The sequence below is a fragment of the Colwellia sp. MB02u-14 genome (genome assembly GCF_014076915.1).
Lineage (GTDB): Bacteria > Pseudomonadota > Gammaproteobacteria > Enterobacterales > Alteromonadaceae > Colwellia_A.
Genome location: NZ_JACGUX010000065.1, coordinates 1 through 21,317, shown reverse-complemented (window position 1 = coordinate 21,317; position 21,317 = coordinate 1). Strand labels below are relative to the sequence as shown.

General features: G+C 37.7%; 14 protein-coding genes. 8 read left to right on the top strand and 6 right to left on the bottom strand.

Translation table 11 applies throughout. The features are described from left to right. Positions 1 to 22: 22 nt before the first annotated feature. On the top strand, positions 23 to 1,081 hold the full coding sequence (locus H4J52_RS06945; protein WP_182224411.1) for an alkene reductase: 1,059 nt from the start codon (positions 23 to 25) through the stop codon (positions 1,079 to 1,081). A gap of 54 nt (positions 1,082 to 1,135) precedes the next feature. On the opposite strand, the gene H4J52_RS06940 is transcribed toward H4J52_RS06945, so the two are convergent. Beyond that, complete coding sequence (locus tag H4J52_RS06940) at positions 1,136 to 1,429, bottom strand: hypothetical protein (protein ID WP_182181213.1); 294 nt, start codon at positions 1,427 to 1,429, stop codon at positions 1,136 to 1,138. An 87-nt stretch (positions 1,430 to 1,516) separates the two neighbouring features. Here H4J52_RS06940 and H4J52_RS06935 point away from each other — a divergent pair, with 87 nt between their 5' ends. Beyond that, a complete protein-coding gene (locus tag H4J52_RS06935) occupies positions 1,517 to 2,275 on the top strand; it encodes an ElyC/SanA/YdcF family protein (RefSeq protein WP_182223424.1) in 759 nt (252 codons plus the stop codon). Positions 2,276 to 2,450: 175 nt separating this feature from the next. Here the strand turns inward: H4J52_RS06935 and H4J52_RS06930 are convergent, their stop codons facing one another. Both H4J52_RS06930 and H4J52_RS06925 read right to left on the bottom strand, forming a co-directional pair. Next, on the bottom strand, positions 2,451 to 3,212 hold the full coding sequence (locus H4J52_RS06930; RefSeq protein WP_220460091.1) for a Nif3-like dinuclear metal center hexameric protein: 762 nt from the start codon (positions 3,210 to 3,212) through the stop codon (positions 2,451 to 2,453). A gap of 30 nt (positions 3,213 to 3,242) precedes the next feature. After that, complete coding sequence (locus H4J52_RS06925) at positions 3,243 to 3,989, bottom strand: class I SAM-dependent methyltransferase (RefSeq protein ID WP_182181215.1); 747 nt, start codon at positions 3,987 to 3,989, stop codon at positions 3,243 to 3,245. A gap of 73 nt (positions 3,990 to 4,062) precedes the next feature. On the opposite strand from H4J52_RS06925, the gene gloB reads away from it, so the two are divergent. From gloB to H4J52_RS06905, 4 genes are all read left to right on the top strand, one after another. Continuing rightward, positions 4,063 to 4,893, top strand: a complete 831-nt coding sequence (gene gloB / locus H4J52_RS06920) for a hydroxyacylglutathione hydrolase (RefSeq protein WP_182181216.1) — start codon at positions 4,063 to 4,065, stop codon at positions 4,891 to 4,893. Positions 4,894 to 5,087: 194 nt separating this feature from the next. Continuing rightward, positions 5,088 to 6,704: a LysM peptidoglycan-binding domain-containing protein gene (locus tag H4J52_RS06915; RefSeq protein ID WP_182223438.1), complete on the top strand. Its 1,617-nt coding sequence runs from the start codon at positions 5,088 to 5,090 to the stop codon at positions 6,702 to 6,704. Between the two features lie 210 nt (positions 6,705 to 6,914). Then, positions 6,915 to 8,579: an asparagine synthase B gene (gene asnB, locus H4J52_RS06910; RefSeq protein WP_182224410.1), complete on the top strand. Its 1,665-nt coding sequence runs from the start codon at positions 6,915 to 6,917 to the stop codon at positions 8,577 to 8,579. Between the two features lie 212 nt (positions 8,580 to 8,791). Beyond that, positions 8,792 to 9,625, top strand: a complete 834-nt coding sequence (locus H4J52_RS06905; protein WP_182224409.1) for a hypothetical protein — start codon at positions 8,792 to 8,794, stop codon at positions 9,623 to 9,625. A 48-nt stretch (positions 9,626 to 9,673) separates the two neighbouring features. Here the strand turns inward: H4J52_RS06905 and H4J52_RS20255 are convergent, their stop codons facing one another. From H4J52_RS20255 to H4J52_RS06890, 3 genes are read right to left on the bottom strand one after another with little or no spacing between them, the layout of a single operon-like run. After that, the gene (locus H4J52_RS20255; protein WP_182224408.1) at positions 9,674 to 13,471 is read right to left on the bottom strand and encodes an AAA family ATPase; all 3,798 of its coding nucleotides are present in this window, start codon (positions 13,469 to 13,471) and stop codon (positions 9,674 to 9,676) included. Next, on the bottom strand, positions 13,468 to 14,778 hold the full coding sequence (gene sbcD, locus H4J52_RS06895) for an exonuclease subunit SbcD (RefSeq protein WP_182224407.1): 1,311 nt from the start codon (positions 14,776 to 14,778) through the stop codon (positions 13,468 to 13,470). Before sbcD ends, H4J52_RS20255 begins: the two co-directional genes overlap by 4 nt. Positions 14,779 to 14,818: 40 nt before the next feature. Beyond that, positions 14,819 to 15,337, bottom strand: a complete 519-nt coding sequence (locus H4J52_RS06890; RefSeq protein WP_182181221.1) for a shikimate kinase — start codon at positions 15,335 to 15,337, stop codon at positions 14,819 to 14,821. 1,484 nt (positions 15,338 to 16,821) lie between these two features. Between H4J52_RS06890 and H4J52_RS06885 the strand changes: the two genes are divergently transcribed. Together H4J52_RS06885 and H4J52_RS06880 are read left to right on the top strand one after the other, a co-directional pair. Continuing rightward, the gene (locus H4J52_RS06885; RefSeq protein WP_182224406.1) at positions 16,822 to 19,008 is read left to right on the top strand and encodes a M4 family metallopeptidase; all 2,187 of its coding nucleotides are present in this window, start codon (positions 16,822 to 16,824) and stop codon (positions 19,006 to 19,008) included. A 236-nt stretch (positions 19,009 to 19,244) separates the two neighbouring features. Then, positions 19,245 to 21,230 (top strand): M28 family metallopeptidase, encoded by a 1,986-nt coding sequence (locus H4J52_RS06880; RefSeq protein ID WP_182224405.1) that lies wholly within the window; start codon positions 19,245 to 19,247, stop codon positions 21,228 to 21,230. Positions 21,231 to 21,317: the final 87 nt, after the last annotated feature.

Below are 21,317 nucleotides of genomic sequence, written 5' to 3'. Positions count from 1 at the left end.
AAACACATTAAAAGAGAGAACAATGACCAATAATTTATTCCAACCTTATTCATTAAATAGCACAATCACTTTAAATAATCGTATTTTAATGGCGCCATTAACTCGCTGTATGGCTGATGACAACCTAGTACCCACGGTAGCAATGGCTGAATATTATGGTCGTAGAGTAGAAGCTGGGTTGATAATTTCTGAAGCAACAATTATTCGCCCTGATGGGCAAGGTAACCCAAATACACCAGGATTATTTACACAAGAGCAAATTAATGCGTGGAAATTTGTTACTAAGACGGTTCATAATAAAGGCGGTAAAATATTTGCCCAACTTTGGCATACAGGCCGTGTTGCTCATCCTCATTTTTTCAAAGACAACAACAATGGATCTCTTGATGTTTTAGCTCCTTCGTCGGTCGGTATTGAAGGTACAGTACCGAGAATGCGTGACTTGAACTACCAAGTACCCAAAGCGGTTACTCATCAAGATATCGAACAATTAATCGCTGATTACGTTCAAGCCGCAAAAAATGCTATTAAAGCCGGTTTTGACGGTGTCGAAATTCATGGTGCAAATGGCTATTTAATTGACCAATTCCTTCATCATGACAGCAACCGCCGCACTGATGAATATGGCATGACACCTGAAAACATGTCACGTTTTCCATTAGCGGTTGTTGACGCCGTTATTGACAGCATCGGTAAAGATAGAACCGCATTAAGAATAAGCCCGGGCGCCTATTTTTTCATGTCTGAAGATGCAAGAGACCGTCATGTTTTTGATTATTTCCTCAAAGAACTTGAGCACCGTAACCTTGCTTTTTTACATTTGGGCATCTTTGATGATTCAATGAAATTTGATTATTTAGATGGTCAAGCGTCAAGTTATATTCGCGCTAACTACAGTCAAACCTTAGTGGGTGTAGGAAGTTATACGCCTGAATCTGCAAGTAGCGCAATTGCTGCTAACAAATTTGACCTTATTGCTATTGGGCGCCCTTTTATTGCGAACCCTGACTATGTCGCTAGAGTCCGTGAAAATAAGAAGTTAGTTGAATACAATGCCGATATGTTAACAAGTTTACTATAATAGTAATGAGGTGGAGCATAGATTGCTTCGCCTCACGCCTCTTTAAGCGATTAATTAAATAGCCAAAAAATATCCATAGTAAAGTCTCTCCCCCACCAATGACTCTAATTCACGACTACTAGGAAATGTAGACCATTTTTGTGCGTTTTCTGCAACCGCTTCTTCATTTAACCAAACCAACTGCCAAGATATTTCTTCATCATTATCCGTTTTAACAAGAATATTATGTGATACCAAAATATTTCTCTCATTATTCATTTCTTCAAACAGTCGTTGACTAAGTTCAATGACTCGCTTTTGATTTGCTTTGATCACTGAAAATACGGCAAATTCATAACAATGTGGCATTTAAATTCAACTTTATGTTTTAAGTAATATTAATGATGATTATAATCTTGAATAACATTGAAAATATATAATGAACTAAGAATAATTATGGATCTATTTTTACTTAAAAAGATTGTCAGCGCCTTGATCATGCCATTAAGTATGGTCATCCTATTACTCTTGCTGGCAATTATTTTTTATCATTATAAAAAGAAACTCAGTTTTTACTGCCTAATATTCGCAACGCTGTTGTTAACGTTAGGATCATTTCGTCCGTTTGCTAATTTATTAATGGCCCCTATTGAAGAAAACCACCGTGCTTTTACCCGTTCAAGCGTGCCAGTAGATTACATTATTATATTAGGGTGCGCGCACACCACAGATGCTCAATTACCAGCGACCAGTGAATTAGCCATTTGTTCATTGCAACGCCTTGTAGAGGCTATACGTATTTCACGTATTCATCCAGAAGCTCAATTAATTACTTCTGGCTATGCCGGTTATGACGAAACGAGTAATGCTGAGAAAGTTAAACAAGCAGCAATGCTATTAGGGGTGGCAGAGAAAAAGATAATTGTCGAAGGTTTTCCACAAGATACAGAAGAAGAAGCACAATTAATGTCCCCTAGAGTCAGTGGGAAGAATGTTGTCTTAGTGACTAATTCAGACCATATGCCACGCGCTATAAAATACTTTCAACAACAAGGTATCTATCCAATCGCCGCACCAGCAGGAAAATGGACCAAAGGCATGGATGATGAAAAATATTGGACAGATTATTTACCAACACCTATGCACCTCGAACAAACAACTCATGCTTGGTATGAAAGCTTGGGTCGTGCGATTCAATGGTTAAAGAGCGAGTAATTGGTGGTGTTACCGTCATGCGAAACTCATTTCAATATCCGGTTTTTACATTCTAAAGTGCAAGATCCTGAAATAACTTCAGTATAACGAGAAATGTATTTGAGATAACGACCAGGGAGCTAATAATGATGGTCAGTTATGTGTCACTTTTCATTCACATAACTGACCATATTGATTAAGCAGGGTTATCAATATCTATAAAAACAGTGGCAATAGATAATTCTTTTTCAAGATGCTTGGCCAATGCTTTTGCGCCGTAACGCTCAGTAGCATGATGACCTGCAGCAAAGAAATGAATATCCATTTCTCTCGCAACATGTGTTGTTTGCTCTGAAACTTCGCCACTAATAAAAGCGTCTATGCCTTGCTCTGCAGCGAGCTCAATATAGTTTTGACCACCGCCACTACACCAAGCAACTGTCTTTATTTTTTTATCTGATGGTGGCGCAATATGTAGACAGTTTCTCGCGAGTTGCTCAGAAATACGTGTACTAAGCTCATTACCAGAAATATGATGAGAAAACTCACCACGCACAGCGACACTTAACGGATTGCCCTGTTCTAACGGCTGCACATTATTTATTTCAAACAATTGAGCAAGTTGCGCGTTATTGCCTAACTCAGGATGAATATCTAGCGGTAAATGATAAGCAAACAAGCTAATATTATGAGCTATTAATGCTTTTATCCGTTGATACTTCATCCCGCGAATAACATAAGATTCATTTTTCCAAAAAAATCCATGATGTACGACTAGAGCATCCGCTTTCTCATCAATAGCTTGCTCTATTAACGCTTGTGTTGCCGTTACACCTGTTACTATTTTATGGATTTCATCACTGCCCTGTATTTGCAAACCATTAGGACAAAAATCTTTAATTTGTTCAGGTTTTAGCAAGGCATTAAGATGCCTTTCTAAATCATTACGATGGATCATATCGGCACTCTCTTTTTAAAGGCTTAGCTGTTATTTAATTTTATGTGAAGAATTCATACTCGGTACTTCTACCTGTTTGAACTTTGGTCTTATTGCCCATTTAGGCTTAATCGGTGTTAATGGATGAACTCGCTTTTTGGCCACTAACACGTAAACAGAACCCAAATTTGGTAAAAATTCACTGGCAAGTTGTTGCCAAACTTGAATAATTTTACCTTGGCTTAACCTACCCGATAAAGAAGAATGTATTACTTTTTCATCAACTAATATTTCATAGCCCATTAAATGCAGCCAATCTTTTACGCGCATAGCAGAAAAAAAACGTTCATTCCACGGGGTGTTATGCTTGCGATAGGGAATAAATTTATTTAGACCCGCTAAACTAAACGGATTAAAACCGGTGATCACAAGATAGCCATTGGGGATCAAAACACGGTTTGCTTCTCTGACAACATGATGAGGGTCAAGTGAAAACTCTAATACATGGCTTAACAAGCAGACATCGATACTATGTTCTAAAAACGGTAAATCATCGACATGAGCAATAATATCCCCCACTCGTTTTGGTTCTACCAAATTAACTTGATGCTTGATACTACAGCCTGAACTGTCAATATATCCACTAAGCGCTCCAATTTTTAATAAATGATAACCAAAAAATTTTGGCCACCATGGCGCCAATACTTGATCTATTGCTTTAACAATGACCTCACCGTTAGGCAAGGCTTGCCAAGAATTAGGATAATGAGGTTGGCGATAACCCAAAGCTGGTTTCATAAGTTTTACATACGCCTTTTCGGTTCATTTACAGGTATACTATTTACTTTACCTTTATTGAGGACGATTTAACGTGCAAAGTCAAACACTAAAGCCAATTTTGGTTACAGCCATTCCCGCTTTTACTGACAATTATTTTTGGGCAATAACTTCGCCCGATGTAAAGCCTGTCCATGAAAGCATGCTAAAGCCTGTTGCACTGGTTGATCCCGGCGATGCTGAACCTTGTATTACTTTTTTAGAAGAGAATAATTTACAGCTTTGCGCTATCTTAATTACCCATCATCATGCTGATCATACCGGTGGTGTCGCTGAACTAAAAGATTATTGCCTAAGTAAAGGCTGGCCATTAACCGTTTATGCGCCTGAAAATAAAAAAATAGCACATGCTGATATTCGGGTAAAAGGCAAACAAGTTATTGAGATTACCGCACTTGAATTGTCGTTTGAGATAGTTGATCTTGCGGGGCATACGCTAGATCATATTGGTTACTATACAAGTGATGTTGTTTTTTGTGGCGACACCTTATTTTCTGGAGGCTGTGGGCGCATATTTGAAGGGTCACCACAACAAATGTTGAGTGCCTTAACACGCTTAACTGACTTACCTGATAAAACACATGTTTATTGCGCTCATGAATACACCTTAGCCAATTTAACATTCGCCCTTGCGGTAGAGCCGCAAAATGCCGAATTGGTTCACTACTATAACCAAGTGGTAACACGCAGAGCAAATAATATTTCAACCATACCTACCTCAATTTTACTTGAGAAAAAGATCAATCCTTTTTTACGTTGTCACCAGCAAGAAATTATCAATAGTGCCTTTGACTTCAGTGGCAAAAAACCAACAGATACAGTAGAAACTTTTACCATTATTAGGCAATGGAAAAATGAATTTTAACGCATTATTTTCAAGCCTTTCATTGATGTCACCCTTGAATAAGGACGCTAAATAAGTGAAACTAACCTCAAGTACAATAATACAGTAAATACATGAACTATTTTTTAAAAAAATCAAAAGAATTACTTTCTAAACAGCATTGTTTTTCAAAAGCTTTACCGCTTTCACTCTCTATTTCAGCCACTATTATATTAATGGGTTGTCAAGCGACCTCCCTACAAAGTAATAACGGAGTCAATGCAACAAATACGCAAGAACAGCAAATAGCCAGTACGGCTGAAATTAATCAAGCGATATTAACGGATGAAACCATTGATATTATTCATCCTGTCGCTGATGTTGAATTTACTTTAACCGATCCTGAAATAGTCGATGATATTTACGTTTCTGATAATATTTGGCAACGTATTCGCACTAAGTTTACCTTCGATATTCCAGAAGACAAACGGGTAATATCTCAGCGCAACTGGTTTGTAAAACATCCTGAATATCTTGACCGTGTTGCTAAGCGTTCAGAGCCTTTTATTTTTTATATTGTTCAAGAGCTTGAAAAAAATGATATTCCATTAGAAATAGCACTTTTACCCATTGTTGAAAGTGCTTTTGACCCCTTTGCTTACTCTCATGGCCGTGCTTCAGGTATGTGGCAATTTGTCCCAGGCACTGGTAAACGTTTTGATATGAAGCAAAACTGGTGGTATGACGGACGCCGCGATGTTATTGCATCAACCCAAGGAGCGATTAAATATTTAAAATATTTAAATAAATTTTTTGATGGCGACTGGTTGTTAGCGCTCGCCGCTTATAATTCTGGTGAAGGCCGTGTAAAGCGTGCGATGAAAAAAAATGCGCGTAAAAATTTACCTACCGACTTTTGGTCTTTAGATTTGCCCCGAGAAACCAGAGCCTACGTTCCAAAGTTACTTGCTCTGGCTGATGTTATAAGTCGCCCCGACGACTTTAATATCAAGCTTTATGAAATTGAAAATAAGAGTCAAATCACTAACATTAATATAGAGTCACAGCTTGATTTAGCAAAAGCGGCTAAATTAGCCGATTTGTCATTGGCTGAATTACAACGATTGAACCCTGGTTTTAATCGTTGGGCTACTGATCCAGATGGTCCACATCGTTTATTAATTCCCAACCATAAAGTGGCTAACTTTGAGAAAAAACTTGCCGAACTACCAAAAAAAGATCGCTTAGCATGGCAGCGTTATAAAATTAAAAATGGTGATAATTTAGGTGAAATTGCTCATAAATTTAATACTGACATCAAATTAATTAAACAAATTAATAATATCAAAGGAACACAAATTCGTGCCGGCAAGCACTTATTAATTCCTGTTGCTACACAATCACTTGATAGTTACGTATTTTCGCAAAAGCAACGATTGGCAACGACCAAGAATCGTCAACGTAGCGGAGAGAAATCGTCTCATATCGTTAAATCTGGTGATACCTTATGGGATATTGGGCAAGCATATAATGTGAGTAGTCGCAGTATTGCCAAATGGAACGGCATGGCACCACGTGATGTTTTAAAGCTGGGACAAAAACTTGTTATATGGCAAAAAACTAAGGTGACCAAGTCGAATTTGGCAAACGAGAAATTGTATCGACCTGCAGATCAAGCGATTATGCGTAACATCAGATATAAGGTAAGACGTGGCGATTCTCTTGCACGTATTGCTGATAAGTTCAATGTCTCGATTCGTGACATTGAACGCTGGAACAGCTTAAACCGTACAAAGTATTTACAACCTGGCCAAATGATAAAGCTCTCGGTTGATGTGACCAATAATATTTAAGGGATAGCACAATATATACCAAACGCTATTGGGTTTACTCACTAGCGTTTTTTTATGATAAAAAATTAGACATATAACCTTTTATAAGTTGTTAAGAACAAATAGCACTTGATAAATTTTTTATAACTGGCACAGTGGCTCTTACCTATAAGCTATTTAATTTATAGGTCACCCCACAATTTGTTAATAATTTAAAGGAGTAGCGCTTCAATGTGTTCGATCTTTGGTATATTAGATATAAAAACAGGTGCAGATGCACTTCGTCCAAAAGCTTTAGAATTTTCTCGTTTATTACGTCACCGTGGTCCTGATTGGTCAGGCATCTATAGTAGTGATCATGCTGTTTTAGTGCATGAACGCTTGTCCATTGTTGATACTGAGCATGGTGCTCAACCCTTATATAACGAAAATAAGAAAAACATTCTCGCCGTAAACGGTGAAATTTATAACCATAAAACCCTCGCATCAAATCTGACCATTGATTACCAATTTCAAACGGGCTCTGATTGTGAAGTTATTTTGCCACTCTATGAAGAATTTGGCGTTGATTTTGTTGACAAACTACAAGGGATGTTTGCTTTTTGTTTATATAATGAAACTGACAATTCTTACTTAATTGCCCGCGACCATATGGGTATCATCCCGCTTTACACGGGTTACGATGAAGTCGGTAACTTTTATGTTGCCTCTGAAATGAAAGCGTTAATGCCTATTTGTAAAACAGTCAGTGAGTTTCCTCCTGGGCATATTTTAGACAGCCGTGTTGGTGAGTTACAACAATATTATAAACGTAACTGGCAAAAATATTCTGCCATTAAAGATAATACCACCAGCAAAACAAAAATTCGTGAAGCATTAGAAGAGTCGGTTAAGAGTCACTTAATGACCGATGTGCCCTACGGTGTTTTATTGTCAGGTGGTTTAGATTCGTCGTTAATTTCAGCGATCACACAAAAATTTGCGGCTCGTCGTATTGAAGATAACGATTTAGCTGAAGCTTGGTGGCCAAAAGTTCATTCATTTGCCTGTGGTCTTGAAGGCTCTCCTGACTTAATTGCTGCGAAAACGGTAGCAGATAGTATTGGTACTATTCATCACAGTGTTGTTTTCACTGAACAAGAAGGCATTGATGCCCTTCAAGAAGTTATATATCACTTAGAAACTTATGATGTAACCACTATTCGAGCGTCGACGCCTATGTATTTAATGGCGCGAAAAATTAAAGCTATGGGTATAAAAATGGTGCTGTCTGGTGAAGGTGCTGATGAACTTTTTGGTGGTTATTTATATTTCCATAAAGCGCCAAACGCCCAAGAATTTCATAAAGAGCTTAACCGTAAGCTCGACAGATTGCACAAGTTTGATTGTTTACGTGCCAATAAATCAATGTCAGCTTGGGGCATTGAGGCCCGTGTACCATTTTTAGACAAAAACTTTATGGATGTTGCTATGCGCATCAACCCTGAAGACAAAATGTGTGGCAATGGTAAAATGGAAAAAGCTATCTTACGTGAGTCTTTTGAAGGTTATTTACCGAAAGAGATTTTGTGGCGTCAAAAAGAGCAGTTTTCTGATGGCGTAGGTTATTCATGGATTGACGGTTTAAAAGCACATGTGGAATCTCAGGTTACTGATCAACAGCTTGAAACAGCTAATTTTAAATTCCCAGTAAATACACCAGACAGCAAAGAAGCTTATTTCTACCGTGCTATCTTTGAAGATAACTTTCCACTTTCTTCAGCCGCCGATTGTGTTATTGGCGGTAAATCAGTCGCTTGTAGTACACAAGAAGCATTAGCTTGGGATGAAAGCTTTCAAAATAATACTGACCCATCAGGCCGTGCTGTATTGAGTGTTCATAACGAAAGTTACTAACGGTGATAGTTAAATAAAGATAAAACCGATAAGCCTACTTATCGGTTTTTTATGTTCAGGATGAACGGTATGTCATGGTGTCATGGATGACGATGGCAAAGGTTCCTCAATCAAATAAAAATAATCATATTAATTTGAATAAATCAAAAAATAATTGTGTAGAATAACCGATAAAATAATAATGATAAAAATTGTACAAACAGGAAAATATTTTGACTAAGCAAATTGATCACAACATGCCAAGTATTACCCCTGATAAAGATCAGGTTGAAGCGTTTAAAAATACCCGAACTTATTCTGCAGTGCCTCCAAGTTCTGTAGATAACACTTTGGCTAAACCTAAAGTAGAGAAGTCTCAGAAAAATGTATCAACATCATTATCAACTTTATCAAAATTTTCCACTTTTTTAATCTACTTATTATTAGGTGTTGCTGCCTATTGGATTTATCAACAAGATATCAAAACTCATGCCATTATCGCTTCAGCTGAGCAACGTATTATGAGACTAGAGCGCCAACTCTCAGCTACGGGTGAAGAAATGGGTGAGTCAACAATAGAGATGAAAGTCAGGTTAGAAACACTGGGCAAGACAAGTGATAAGCTGTGGAATGAAATGGATAAACTTTGGGCTTCTGCATGGCGAAAGAACCAGTCTCAAATAAAAGCATTACAAAGAGACAGTAAGTCACTCACCGATATATCGTTAGCTCAGCGAAAACAAGTTACCTCAACGTTAGCCACTATTGAAGAAATAAATGACAAACAAGTAACAACAGAATATTCGATTGACGCGGTGAAAGAACAATTAAAGAATTCGGAAAAACTGAGAGAGCAAATTAAAACGTTATCATTAGAATTATCAGCAATAGAGTCAAATTCGCAACGTCGAGACAAACAACAAATATCACTGGCAAGCAGAGTGACCAAACTGGGTGAAAAAAACAAGCAATTATTGCTGCAAGTAAAAAACTTAGAAACAACGTTATCTCAATACGTTAAAAGCATCCCCGCTAAAACAGCACCACCTTTAGGGGGCGGTTCTTAAGACGTTAGACAATAATAGCGTAGGTGAATTGACAACCTACGCTATGTATTATGCTTTTTCTGTAGAAAACGTAAACTGACGCTCTAACTCGCTTACTCCTAGACCACTACGTTTTTTGACTTTTATTTGCACAGGTATGCGTTCTTTTAGTGTATCAACATGGCTAATAACACCGATCATTTTACCACTGGCGTTTAAGCTGTCTAAGGCGTCAAGAGCGACTTCAAGCGTATCATTATCAAGTGTGCCGAATCCTTCATCAAGGAAAAGAGAATCAATACTGGTTTTCGCGCTCACTAGATCAGACAATGCTAACGCCAATGCCAAGCTCACCAAGAAACTTTCACCTCCGGAAAGTGTTTTAGTATCGCGTATGCTGTCTGCTTGCCATGTATCAAGTACTTCAAGCGTTAGTGCTTCTGATTGCTGACACTTTAGCTGATAGCGAGCATGTAAGCGTTCAAGTTGTTGGTTCGCTAAATACACCAAATGTGCCAGTGTTAACCCTTGAGCAAACTTTCTAAATTTAGCGCCATCGGCTGAGCCAATCAACCCATTTAAGTGAGCTAAGTCATCAACCTCTTTTTGTAGTTCTATTATTTTTTCAAATAAGCCTTGTTGCTGCTCACGCTGAATTTCGTCATGTTTTAATGTTTGACCTAACTGGCCAATTTTTATCTGTTCTTGTTTTAGCTGTTCTTTACATGCTGACAGTTGCTCTGCAATTGCCTGCGCATTCACCTCAGTAATGCCAGCTTCTTCTATCGATGCTTGTTCAAGTGCCAACATACCCAGTTGTTGCTGAGATTGTTCAAGTAATGTTTGTAAATATTGTTTTTCTTTCGTGATGGTATCTAAAAGCCGTTGAAGTTCCTGTTGCTTTTCAACCGGCAGTAAAGCGCTGATAAAATCACTCTCTAAAACAAAGTCACTCTGTGTTAACGCGTTTTTCCACACTAAACTCAGTGAATCAACTTCTTCGTTAATATGGTTTAACTGCTGCTCAGCACTCTTTAAAAGCCCTTGCTGATGTTGATGTGCTTCCATGTTTTGCTGAAAAGTTTGTTGTAAGTCCTTAAGTTTATCTTCGGTGGTTTTTCGCTTTAAAGCGATGTCGGCTCTCACTTGACTCGTACTTTTATTTTCAAAAAGACTCAAGCGTTGCTGTTGCGCTTGTTTGAGTTCAATAATAAATAGCTGTTGCGCCTGACTAACATCGCCATAGTCTTCATTGAGTTGCTTATCGTGTATTTGCGCAACCACCAATTGCTGTTTTAAGTCAGTTAACCCCTGAAAATGTAGTTCTTGTTGTTGAACCGTAAACTGGTAGTGTTTCACTTGTTTGTTTTTTTCAATAAACCAGCTAGAAAAAACCTCCTGACTCGGCAAAGATCCATTGTTATCACTGAAGAGCGGCGTCGCTGAAATCTTTGTATTTTCAACGTTGATTTGCTGCTCTACCAAGGTAATACTTGCTTTAAAATCTGCAAAGGTTTCAGCTTTACTTTGTTCTTTTTTGGCTAAAAGAGTGGCTAATTGTTGTAAACTTTTTTGAATATTTTCTAGATTATTCGCTAAGAGCACAACTTGATTTTGTATGGTTGACTGTTCTTTTTCAGCGTGTGCTAGCTGTTGTTGGTACTGCTGAAAGCGTTGTTCAGCTTGTTGTAGTGCTACATTGGTTTTGTTCAGGTTATCGAGCAACTGCTCTCGTTCTGCAATAAAAGCCTCGATAAAGGATAAATCAGCTAACGAACAATCTAAACCAAGCGGCTGTGCTTTTGAGGGCCATTGGCTTAATAAGCCTTGCTGCTCTTTTGTTTTTTCCTGTTGCACTTTATGAGCGACATCAAGCTCAGCCTTTAACTGTGCTTGTGTCTCTGCTTGCGCCTTGCCTTGGTGTTCGAGTTGCTGTAATTGTTCTGTTAATTGCTCAAACCTTTGTTGGTGCTCTGAAGACTCTGCACGGTCTAACTTTATATATTCATCAATAGCCGGATGTTCAACTGAACCACACAATGGACACGCTTGCTCGTGCTGTAGGTTACTTCGATGCTGACTTAACGACATAATAGTTTTTTGTTGCGCTAAAATTTTTGCCACGTCATCACGTGTTAACTGCACATTTCGATATTGTGAGCGCAAGGCAATGATCTGCTCTGAAACGTCTTTGTATGTTAAACTTTGGTCAGTGATAATAGCTTGAATATTTACCACTTCATTAGCCAAAAGGGCAAAACGACGGGCATTTTCAACTACCGTAATTTGCGGTGCTATTTGTCCTTGAAGTGCTTGTAATCTGTCATGTAATACTTGTTCATTAATCAGTGACGTATTCGCTAAAATTTTGATTTTTTCTTGTTGATGGTACTCAACTTGTATAAGCAGTTCATCATTACGTTGCTGATGATTGTGCAATAATGTTTGCTGACTCTCTTGTTGATGTTCAAGTGCTTGCTGTTGTGAATGTAAGCCTTCTTGGTCAGCAAAAAGCTGTTGTAGTTCATGTTCTGTAAGCGCTAATTGCTGATATTGGCTTTGCCATAAAGGTAATTTTTCTGGTAAGGTTTTTAACAGCTTATTATTGCTGATAAATTGTTCGTTTTCAGTAAACTTCCTTTGCTGTTGCTCTTGATTTTTAACAAGATTTTCGCAATTCTTTTTTGATAAGTGCTGAGCATCTATTAACACGATGAGTTTATTAGCTAATTCTTTTTCTTGCTTAGACAGATACTCTATTTGGTTATCAAGTGGGAGCACTTTATCAATAATCAAGTTTTCAAGTGCTTGATCAGCTAATTGTTTAGCCCCCTGTTCTGTCGTTAATGCTTCGAAAGCTTGTTGCGCTATAATGGTGTCCTTTTCAACATTTTTACAGGTAGTAAGCAGTTCATTATTGCTAATAATTAATTGTTTTTGTCTCTGCTTTTTATTTTCTTGTTGCTCAAAAATAGGCCTTAATTTTTCAGCAGGTTTTGATAACGCTAATTTTGTTAAATCATCTTTCGCGTCAACTTCTTTTTGCGCTTCGCGCTGCAGTTTACTTTGAATAGCGTTAATGTTTTCTTGGTTTTCAAGGGATTTTTGTTGCCAACTTTGCGCTTTTTGCCACAGTTCACAGGTTAAAGCTAAGTGTTTTTCATTCTGGGTAAGATGTTCAAGTTTAAGCGTAAGCGACGTTATTTCTTCTGCTGATAAAACGACCGTTCCTTGGCTTTGCGCTTGCAATATTTTTAAATCGTTACTGGCATTTTTATGGTTCTGATAAACTTGCTGTGAAACTTGTCCGTATATCTCAGTACCCGTTAATTCTTCTAATAACTCTGCTCGTTCATTACTGGGCGCATTCAAAAAAGCAGCAAACTCACCTTGCGATAACATCATCGACTTAGTAAAACGCGAAAAATCTAAGCCTGTTAAACGCGCTATTTCTAAGCGTACTTGTGACACTTTAGTCGCTAATATTTGATCGTCACCTTCTAAGGATGTAGATATTTCTGCAAGTTCAGCAATTGGCTTTTGCAAATTTCCTTCAACACTATTTTTAGCACGTCTTTGACTCCAAAAGGCTCGGTAGGCTTTGCCTTTTACTTCAAATTCAACTTCAGCTAAACAATTAGCCGTATGACGGGTCATTAATTGATTTTGTTTGTCTGAAATATTTAAGCGAGGCGTTTGATGATAAAGCGCTAAACAAATAGCATCTAATATTGTGGTTTTCCCTGCACCTGTTGGCCCAGTAATAGCAAATAAGCCGCTATTATCAAAAGGGGCTTGGCTAAAATCAATTTTCCAGGCTCCTTTGAGCGAGTTTATGTTTTCAAATCGTAAACTTAATATTCTCACTTAGTTTCACCTGCAATTTGCGTTTTTTCAACGTGACTTTCACTGGCTGTATTTTGTTCTTGAACTTGCTCTAAGGTTTGTGCAAACATTTTTTCAAGTCGAATCTTTTGATTTACTTCGAGGTCAGTTTGCCAATTTTCTTGAAGTAATCGCGTGGCAAAGACCTCACTTAAAGACAATTCGTTCAAGGTAATTTTTTTTTGGCTCTCTGGCATTGATTGCCTCGACTTTTTACTGCGCCGCACCAGTAAGACTTCAACAGGTAATTCTTTAACCAGTGCCTCAATACGAGGTGTTAGATCTTGTAAATATTCTGCACTGTTAATTTCAATATCAAGCCAAATCTTTTGATCTTTTGCTAACAATTTTTCTGAATTATTTAGCGTATCAACTAACTCATTGATATCTTGGGTAAGGTGCTCTAATTTACTTTTTACCATTAACAAGGTTTGAAAACAGGGAATGTCTTGCTCAATAACCTGACTAAGTTTTCCTTGTTCAAACTCTGCAATTAACACTTTTTTAGTTTGAGTTGCTTCATCAAAACTCAATGCTATGGGCGAACCGCTGTAGCGAATATGCTCTGATTTAGCTACGCGTTGGTTACGATGAATGTGGCCAAGTGCAATGTAGTCTGCGTTAGGGAAAGCATTAGCGGGGAAAGCTTCAAGTGTGCCGATATAAATATCGCGAACAGACTCACTGCTTGTTACACCAACGGTCGTAAGATGTCCGGTCGCAATAATAGGTAATTTAACGTCATGACTTAACAGCGCAAGATCTTGCGCTTGCTGGTATAAATTTTGGTAATGTTCACTGATAGCTTGCTGCAACGATTGTTGCTTTTCCTTTACTGATTGTCCTGCACTACTGGTCATTATGTCGCGAGGGCGAATAAATGGAATGGCGCACAGCACGGCCCCAGCCTGACCTTTTTTATTATTTAGCGTAATAATTTGCTTATCAAGGATATCGCTAGCACTGGTAATAACCTGACACGATAAATGCGATAACAATTGTTTAGATTCACCAAGCATAGCGACTGAATCGTGATTGCCAGCAAGGATGATTAACTGACATTTTTTTTTGTGCATATTAACAATAAAATCAAAATACATTTCTCGGGCATAACTTGGTGGTGTACCGGTATCAAAAATATCGCCAGCAACAATCACCGCATCAATAACATGCTCGCTGACTTGTTCTAGTAGCCAGTTCAAGAATTTTTGGTGTTCATTTGCCCGACTTTTACCGTAAAAATTTTGGCCTAAATGCCAATCTGAGGTGTGAAGAATACGAAATTTCATAAATTTATCTTAACGTTTTGTAAAACTGATGAGTGAATAATTAGTCATGTTTATAGATAATCGTTTTCTTGCCCATAAAACGGTTGTACAACTTTTGATGAGCGAGCTTTGAAAAAGTATCTGTTCGGGTCTCATAAGCCTTAATCCAATCAATGAGCATAGGTAAATTATTGTCTTGATCTTGCTTTGATGGATATTTATGAGGTTCCCAGGGGCGATTTTTAGCATGGATAATGCATGTTTCTATCGGTAAATCTAAGAATATAATTTCATTAGCTAATGCTTTCTTTTTATCCTTTAATAATCTACCTTCTCGATTAATAGTAAGCTGCTCAAGTAAGTCACTGTAACAACCTTCAATTACCCAACTTTCATGCTGTTGTGTAAATGCATCAATCTCAAAAGTTGAATCGAGAAGACTTTTTCTTTTAGGCGGTGATGTTGCTAACCAAGCTAATGTATCAAGATCTAAGTGTGCTAACCCCTTAGCTATAGCTAATTTATTAGCAAGCGTAGACTTACCTGATCCGGAATTGCCAAAAATAATAATTTTTTGCAAGCAGCTAACCTTTCTATCACATTATCATGAAGGGTAGTGTACCTTAACTCATTATAAAAATTTAGAATTTTAATACAAAGTCAGCAAGTTCATCTTGTCTCAAATAGTCTGACTAACCATGCTCACCGTGATAATAAATATAGACACTGGTGAATTAAATACTCTATCGGTCTCTGCCACTAGAGTAAATATTGTCTTAATAAAAAGAGCAATACATTCGTATTGCCCTTGCTGTTAAGTGGTTAACACATTAATCGCTAAAAACGATATGAGGCATTTAAGAAAAAACCACGTCCGTATAAGTTATATCCTGATGAAGTAACCATGTTGCCACGATTCAACCCAGTAGTTAAGTCAACTAATTCAGGTGCTTTATCAAATACATTTTTTATACCGGCGGTTACTAAAAAGTCTTCACCTTTATAAGTCAATGATGTGTTGATATAAACAGCACGGTCTGCTGAACAAACCGGAACGGTTTATGGCTTACCCGCCAAATCTTCATTTTTAATAAACTCATCACATTTAGCTGTATCACTTACATCATCAGCTGAATGCATGGCAGATATGTAGTTTGCCATAATCCTCGAATTGCCGACCATTTGTCATCGAGGTATTTTGCAATAAATTGGTCACGGTTCTAACACCCGTTTTCATTGGGTCTTTAGCAGTGATCATATGAATAGGTGAAGCGTTCGAAAACTCTGCCTTTTTAAGAGGAGAGTCCGTAACAGAAATTCGCTCAACTTCTTTTTCTGCGCCTACTTCTTAAGCATAAACAAGCATTAAACTAAAGACACCAGCAAGTAATGCATATTAGATAGCTCTTGGAACTGGAGATGTTTTTATCATTATATTATCCTTTAATTAATTATATTATTTTTATAATTATTCAGCTCATTCCTTAAACTCATCACCTAAGTACAACGTCGTAATATCCTTAACTACAAGTAACTTAAGTTAAACTGAACAAACTTACACCAGGGCTAAATGTTTAAAATTAGTATTAAAGATGTTAAAAAATTGTTACCTTTGAGGTATTTGTAAACTTTTAACAACACTTTTTTCTCCTTAAAGAAAGCGTTTTTCATCATTGATTTTACAAATAAACGTCGAACTGTATATCTACCCTCACTCATTATTACCATCTCTGTCTATTTCTTCATTCTAAAATTAATACTTTTTATAAAACTTGCATTCTCAAAAATAACGCCTAGCTTTAACAGTTATGCAACACGATTGTAACAATTAATTGTATTTTGTTACATGGTGTTTCGTAAAATAAAGAAACGAAACGAACTGATTCAATGCTTTTATAGAGTGAGCACAATAGAAAGCGGTTTTACGATTAATACGTTGTTTGCATACCAAAATAATGTGGCTACTGAACGATCATCTCTTGGTTTATTAAGGGTCTACAGACATCTACCTCTAACGGTGCATACCCTGGTATGCAGTAAAACAAAATAATAAAAGGTATAAAAATGAAAAATAATAAAACGTTTATTTTAAGTGCATTGTCTATTACTTTAATAAGCACGTTCAGTGTAGACGCGGCTGAAAGAAAGCTATTAAACGGAGATAATGCAACTATTTCAGCATTATCTCAAAATACATCAAGTCTTTTAAATAACGCTCCTGCGCAACTTCTGGGGTTATCTGACAGTAATACACTACAAGTTAAAGGTAATTTCACTTTAGATAATGGTGATAGTACAACCCGCTATCAACAGTTTTACCAGGGAATACCCGTAATTAATGATGACGCTGTTATCTCTCAAAAAAGTGATAGTAGCTTTAAACATGCACATGGCTCTGTACTGAACAATATAGATGCTGATATTAAGGATGTAACTCCGACCTTTACCGCTAAAGAGGCTTTACTGCGCACTAAAGGAATAAGTTTTGGTGGTTTTCTCTCAGCAAGCCCAGTAACGACATTGAATGAAACGTCTTCATTATCTATTTGGCAAGACGAGAACGACACCGCTAAACTCGTATATGAAGTGAGTTTTGTTCAATATGGAGAAACGCCTGCTCGACCTTATTATATTATCGATGCCCATACTGGTGAGGTACTACTGCATTTAGATAATTTACAAACTGCCGATGGCACTGGCCCTGGCGGTAATGCTAAAACAGGTAAGTATCAATACGGTACAGACTTTGGTTACTTAGAGGTAAGCCAGTCAGGTTCTACCTGTACGATGATTAATAGCAATGTAAAAACGATTAATTTAAATAATGGCACTAGTGGTTCAAATGCCTTTAGTTATACTTGCCCAGAAAATACCACCAAAGAAATTAACGGCGCTTATTCACCGCTTAATGATGCTCATTACTTCGGTAACGTTATTTATAATATGTACAATGATTGGTTTGGCGAGCCTCCCTTAACTTTTCAACTGCAGATGCGAGTGCATTATTCAAATAATTACGAAAATGCTTTTTGGGATGGTACAGCAATGACTTTTGGTGATGGTCAAAATACCTTTTATCCATTGGTTAGCTTAGATGTTTCTGCGCATGAGGTGTCTCATGGCTATACCGAGCAAAATTCTGGGCTTGTTTATTCGGGAAAATCTGGAGGCTTAAATGAAGCCTTTTCAGATATGGCAGGTGAAGCAGCAGAATACTTTATGACAGGAACGAATGATTGGAAAGTAGGTGAACAGATATTTAAAGGTAACGGCGCTTTGCGATACATGGATGATCCAACCCTCGATGGCCGATCTATAGGTAATCAGTCAGATTATTCGTCAGGAATGGATGTTCATCATAGCTCAGGTGTTTTTAACAAAGCATTCTATTTGTTAGCAAATAAAACGGGATGGAATACTCGCAAGGCATTTGAGGTGATGACGAATGCTAACAAATTTTATTGGACATCGAATACTAATTGGGATTCTGCCGGTGACGGCGCAATCGATGCAGCTTGTGATTTAGGCTACAGCACGGCGGATGTAAAATCTGCGTTAGCGTCAGTTGGCGTTAATTCTGATGCAAGTTCAAGTAACTGTGGCGTACCACCAACTGATAGTGTTTTAACCAATGGTGTTGCAGAAACGGGGCTGTCTGGTAGTGCAAAAGATCAACTTTTTTATACCTTAGTAGTACCTGCTGGAGCAACCGATTTGAATTTTGTGACGAGTGGATCGAACGGTGATGCTGACCTGTATGTTAAATTTGGTTCTAAACCTACATTATCAACTTATGACTGTAAAAGTACCAGTTCGTCAAGTAATGAAACCTGTGATATTTCATCAGCACAAACTGGCACCTATCATGTCATGGTTGAAGCTTGGAATGCGATCAGTGGTACTTCTTTAACTGGTAGCTTTGTTGAAGATGGTGGTACTAACCCAGGCGACCCAATTGATATTACTTACAATATTAATGCAATTAATTCGGGTGCTTGGGAAAGATTTACTGAAAACTTAGCCAGTGGATATTCTAACTTGACAGTCACTATTTCTGGTGGAACAGGAGATGCCGATCTTTACGTAAGAGAAGGTGCTCAGTCAACGACCTCGAATTACGATTGTCGTCCATACAAAAATGGTAATGAAGAAGTATGTAATTTTACCAGCCCTGCTGCAGGTGCATGGTATTTTGATGTTAGAGGATACAACGCCTCGTCAAATATAACATTAAATATCAAAGCGAATTAATGCTTATATAAAAATATTGAGGGGCGAAGCCCCTCTTTTTATTTCCAACAAACTCTACCTTTTCTTATAGAGGCTTACTCAGCAATGTTTGCCCACTCCCTTTTTTACCGCGACAGTTTTATTTCGTTAAAATTCAGCTTTGCTGCTTTATGATAATCGCTAAAAGTAACGGTAATCAAGATGGAGTACTAAAAGGTATTTTTCAAAAAAATAATAAATAATTAAAAGAGAAATGCATGAACAAGATAGCTAATAACCTACTTGTGCTTAGTTTACTCAGTGGAATGAGTACCGCTTCGACACTTGAAAATAACAATATAGATCTTAATATAAGTCCGCTAGATAATGATAAAAAAGTTTGGATTTCCATTGGCAACGATGCGGTAACTATGATTAATAAGAGTTACAGCAAACAATTCAACCTGACAAATATTCAACCTAAACAGTCCGTGCTTAATATTTCAGAAACACCAACAACACTTACACATAACCATGCTATTAATATTGTCAGTATTGATGAAGCTCAATTAAATAACTTAAGCGAATTCATGCATGATAACTTTAAACGCTGTGGCGGATATATATTTCATGAATCACTAGAAGCCGCTCAACAATACACAACAAACATCGCATTAGCTCCGCAAGTAGTGACGAGTTACACTATTGATAATCCGACGGGCGTAAATTCCTTATTAAATCAATTATCTTCATCAAACTTAACAGCTACCGTTAATACCCTCAGCAACTACAATAATCGTTATTATACGAGTTCAACAGGAGTACAGTCGGCTAATTGGTTAAAAAGCCATTGGGCTTCAATAAGTAGTCAACGTAGTGATATTTCTGTTGAGTTGTACAATCATACTTTTCAGCAACCTTCTGTTATTGCAACGATCACTGGCACGTCAAATAGCAACGAAATCGTCATCATAGGTGGACATTTAGACTCGATAAACTTGTCTAACCCAAGTACGAGTCGTGCACCGGGTGCCGATGATAATGCCTCTGGTATTGCTGTGGTTACCGAAACCTTACGCGCAATTATAGCGAGTGGTTTTAAACCAAAACGCACAATCAAGTTTATCGGTTATGCTGCTGAAGAAGTCGGTTTGAGAGGGTCAAAAGCTATTGCTCAAGACTATAAAAACCAAGGATTGAATATTATCGGTGTCGCACAATTTGACATGGTGGGCTACAAAGGTACCGCTAATAAAGACATTGTTTTTATGACCGATTACACAAATGGTGCCCAAAATACCTTTATGACTCAGCTCATCGATACCTATTTGTCTGACATTAGTTATGGCTTCGACCAATGTGGCTATGGTTGTTCAGATCATGCTTCGTGGCACAACCAAGGCTACCCTGCCTCGATGCCATTTGAATCTACGATGTCAGATATTAACAGCAGTATACATACCGCTAATGACAGTAGCTTTAACTCAGCCCATGCATTAAAGTTTGCACGCCTTTCTGCTACTTTTGTTGGCGAACTGGCTAAAAGCGGCGACGTTGTTATCCCACCAAACGACTCGACATTAGAGAACAATGTAGCAGTTACGGTCACCGCCACAGCAAAAGAGCAAACTAAGTTCACCTTTGAAGTACCTGCTGACGCTACGTCATTAAGTTTTCAGACAAGTGGGGGCAGTGGCGATGCTGATTTGTATATTAGATTTGGCGCTGAGCCCACTTCATCGATTTACGATTGCAAGGGCACGAGTTCAACGAGTAATGAAACCTGCGATATAACAGCTATAGAAACGGGCACTTATCACGTAATGGTATTAGCATGGGATCAAATCAGTAACGTCAGTCTACTACCAAGTTACGATACATCAACAATCCCAACAGATAATACTAATGTGTTACAAAATAATATCCCCAAAACAAATTTAAGTGGTGCAAGGTATGAAAATTTGGAATACACCATGGAAGTGCCTGCAGGTGCTACTAATATTAAATTTACGATTAATGGTGGCAGTGGTGACGCAGACCTGTTTGTAAAGTATGCCAGTAAACCAACTTCATCAAGCTATGATTGTCGCCCCTATATTAGCGGTAATAACGAATTATGTAGCCTCAGTAATGGTAGTGGCACTTATTATATAATGATCAATGGCTACGCTGCATTTTCTGGTTTGAACCTAACCGGCAGTTATAACCAAGGGATTAATACGGCTATAATCGCTAACATGATAGGTGCGACTTCGATGCAATAAAATAACTTTTTAAGAAAGGTTTCCTCCATTGGATTTAAGTATTTAAGTATTTAAGTATTTAAGTATTTAAGTATTTAAGTAAAAATA

What these genes read in the sequence shown, in the direction of transcription:
- H4J52_RS06945 (WP_182224411.1), top strand. Translation starts at nt 23, where the DNA reads ATGACCAATAATTTATTCCAACCTTATTCATTAAATAGCACAATCACT.
- H4J52_RS06940 (WP_182181213.1), bottom strand. Translation starts at nt 1,429, where the DNA reads ATGCCACATTGTTATGAATTTGCCGTATTTTCAGTGATCAAAGCAAAT.
- H4J52_RS06935 (WP_182223424.1), top strand. Translation starts at nt 1,517, where the DNA reads ATGGATCTATTTTTACTTAAAAAGATTGTCAGCGCCTTGATCATGCCA.
- H4J52_RS06930 (WP_220460091.1), bottom strand. Translation starts at nt 3,212, where the DNA reads ATGATCCATCGTAATGATTTAGAAAGGCATCTTAATGCCTTGCTAAAA.
- H4J52_RS06925 (WP_182181215.1), bottom strand. Translation starts at nt 3,989, where the DNA reads ATGAAACCAGCTTTGGGTTATCGCCAACCTCATTATCCTAATTCTTGG.
- H4J52_RS06915 (WP_182223438.1), top strand. Translation starts at nt 5,088, where the DNA reads ATGGGTTGTCAAGCGACCTCCCTACAAAGTAATAACGGAGTCAATGCA.
- asnB (WP_182224410.1), top strand. Translation starts at nt 6,915, where the DNA reads ATGTGTTCGATCTTTGGTATATTAGATATAAAAACAGGTGCAGATGCA.
- sbcD (WP_182224407.1), bottom strand. Translation starts at nt 14,778, where the DNA reads ATGAAATTTCGTATTCTTCACACCTCAGATTGGCATTTAGGCCAAAAT.
- H4J52_RS06885 (WP_182224406.1), top strand. Translation starts at nt 16,822, where the DNA reads ATGAAAAATAATAAAACGTTTATTTTAAGTGCATTGTCTATTACTTTA.
- H4J52_RS06880 (WP_182224405.1), top strand. Translation starts at nt 19,245, where the DNA reads ATGAACAAGATAGCTAATAACCTACTTGTGCTTAGTTTACTCAGTGGA.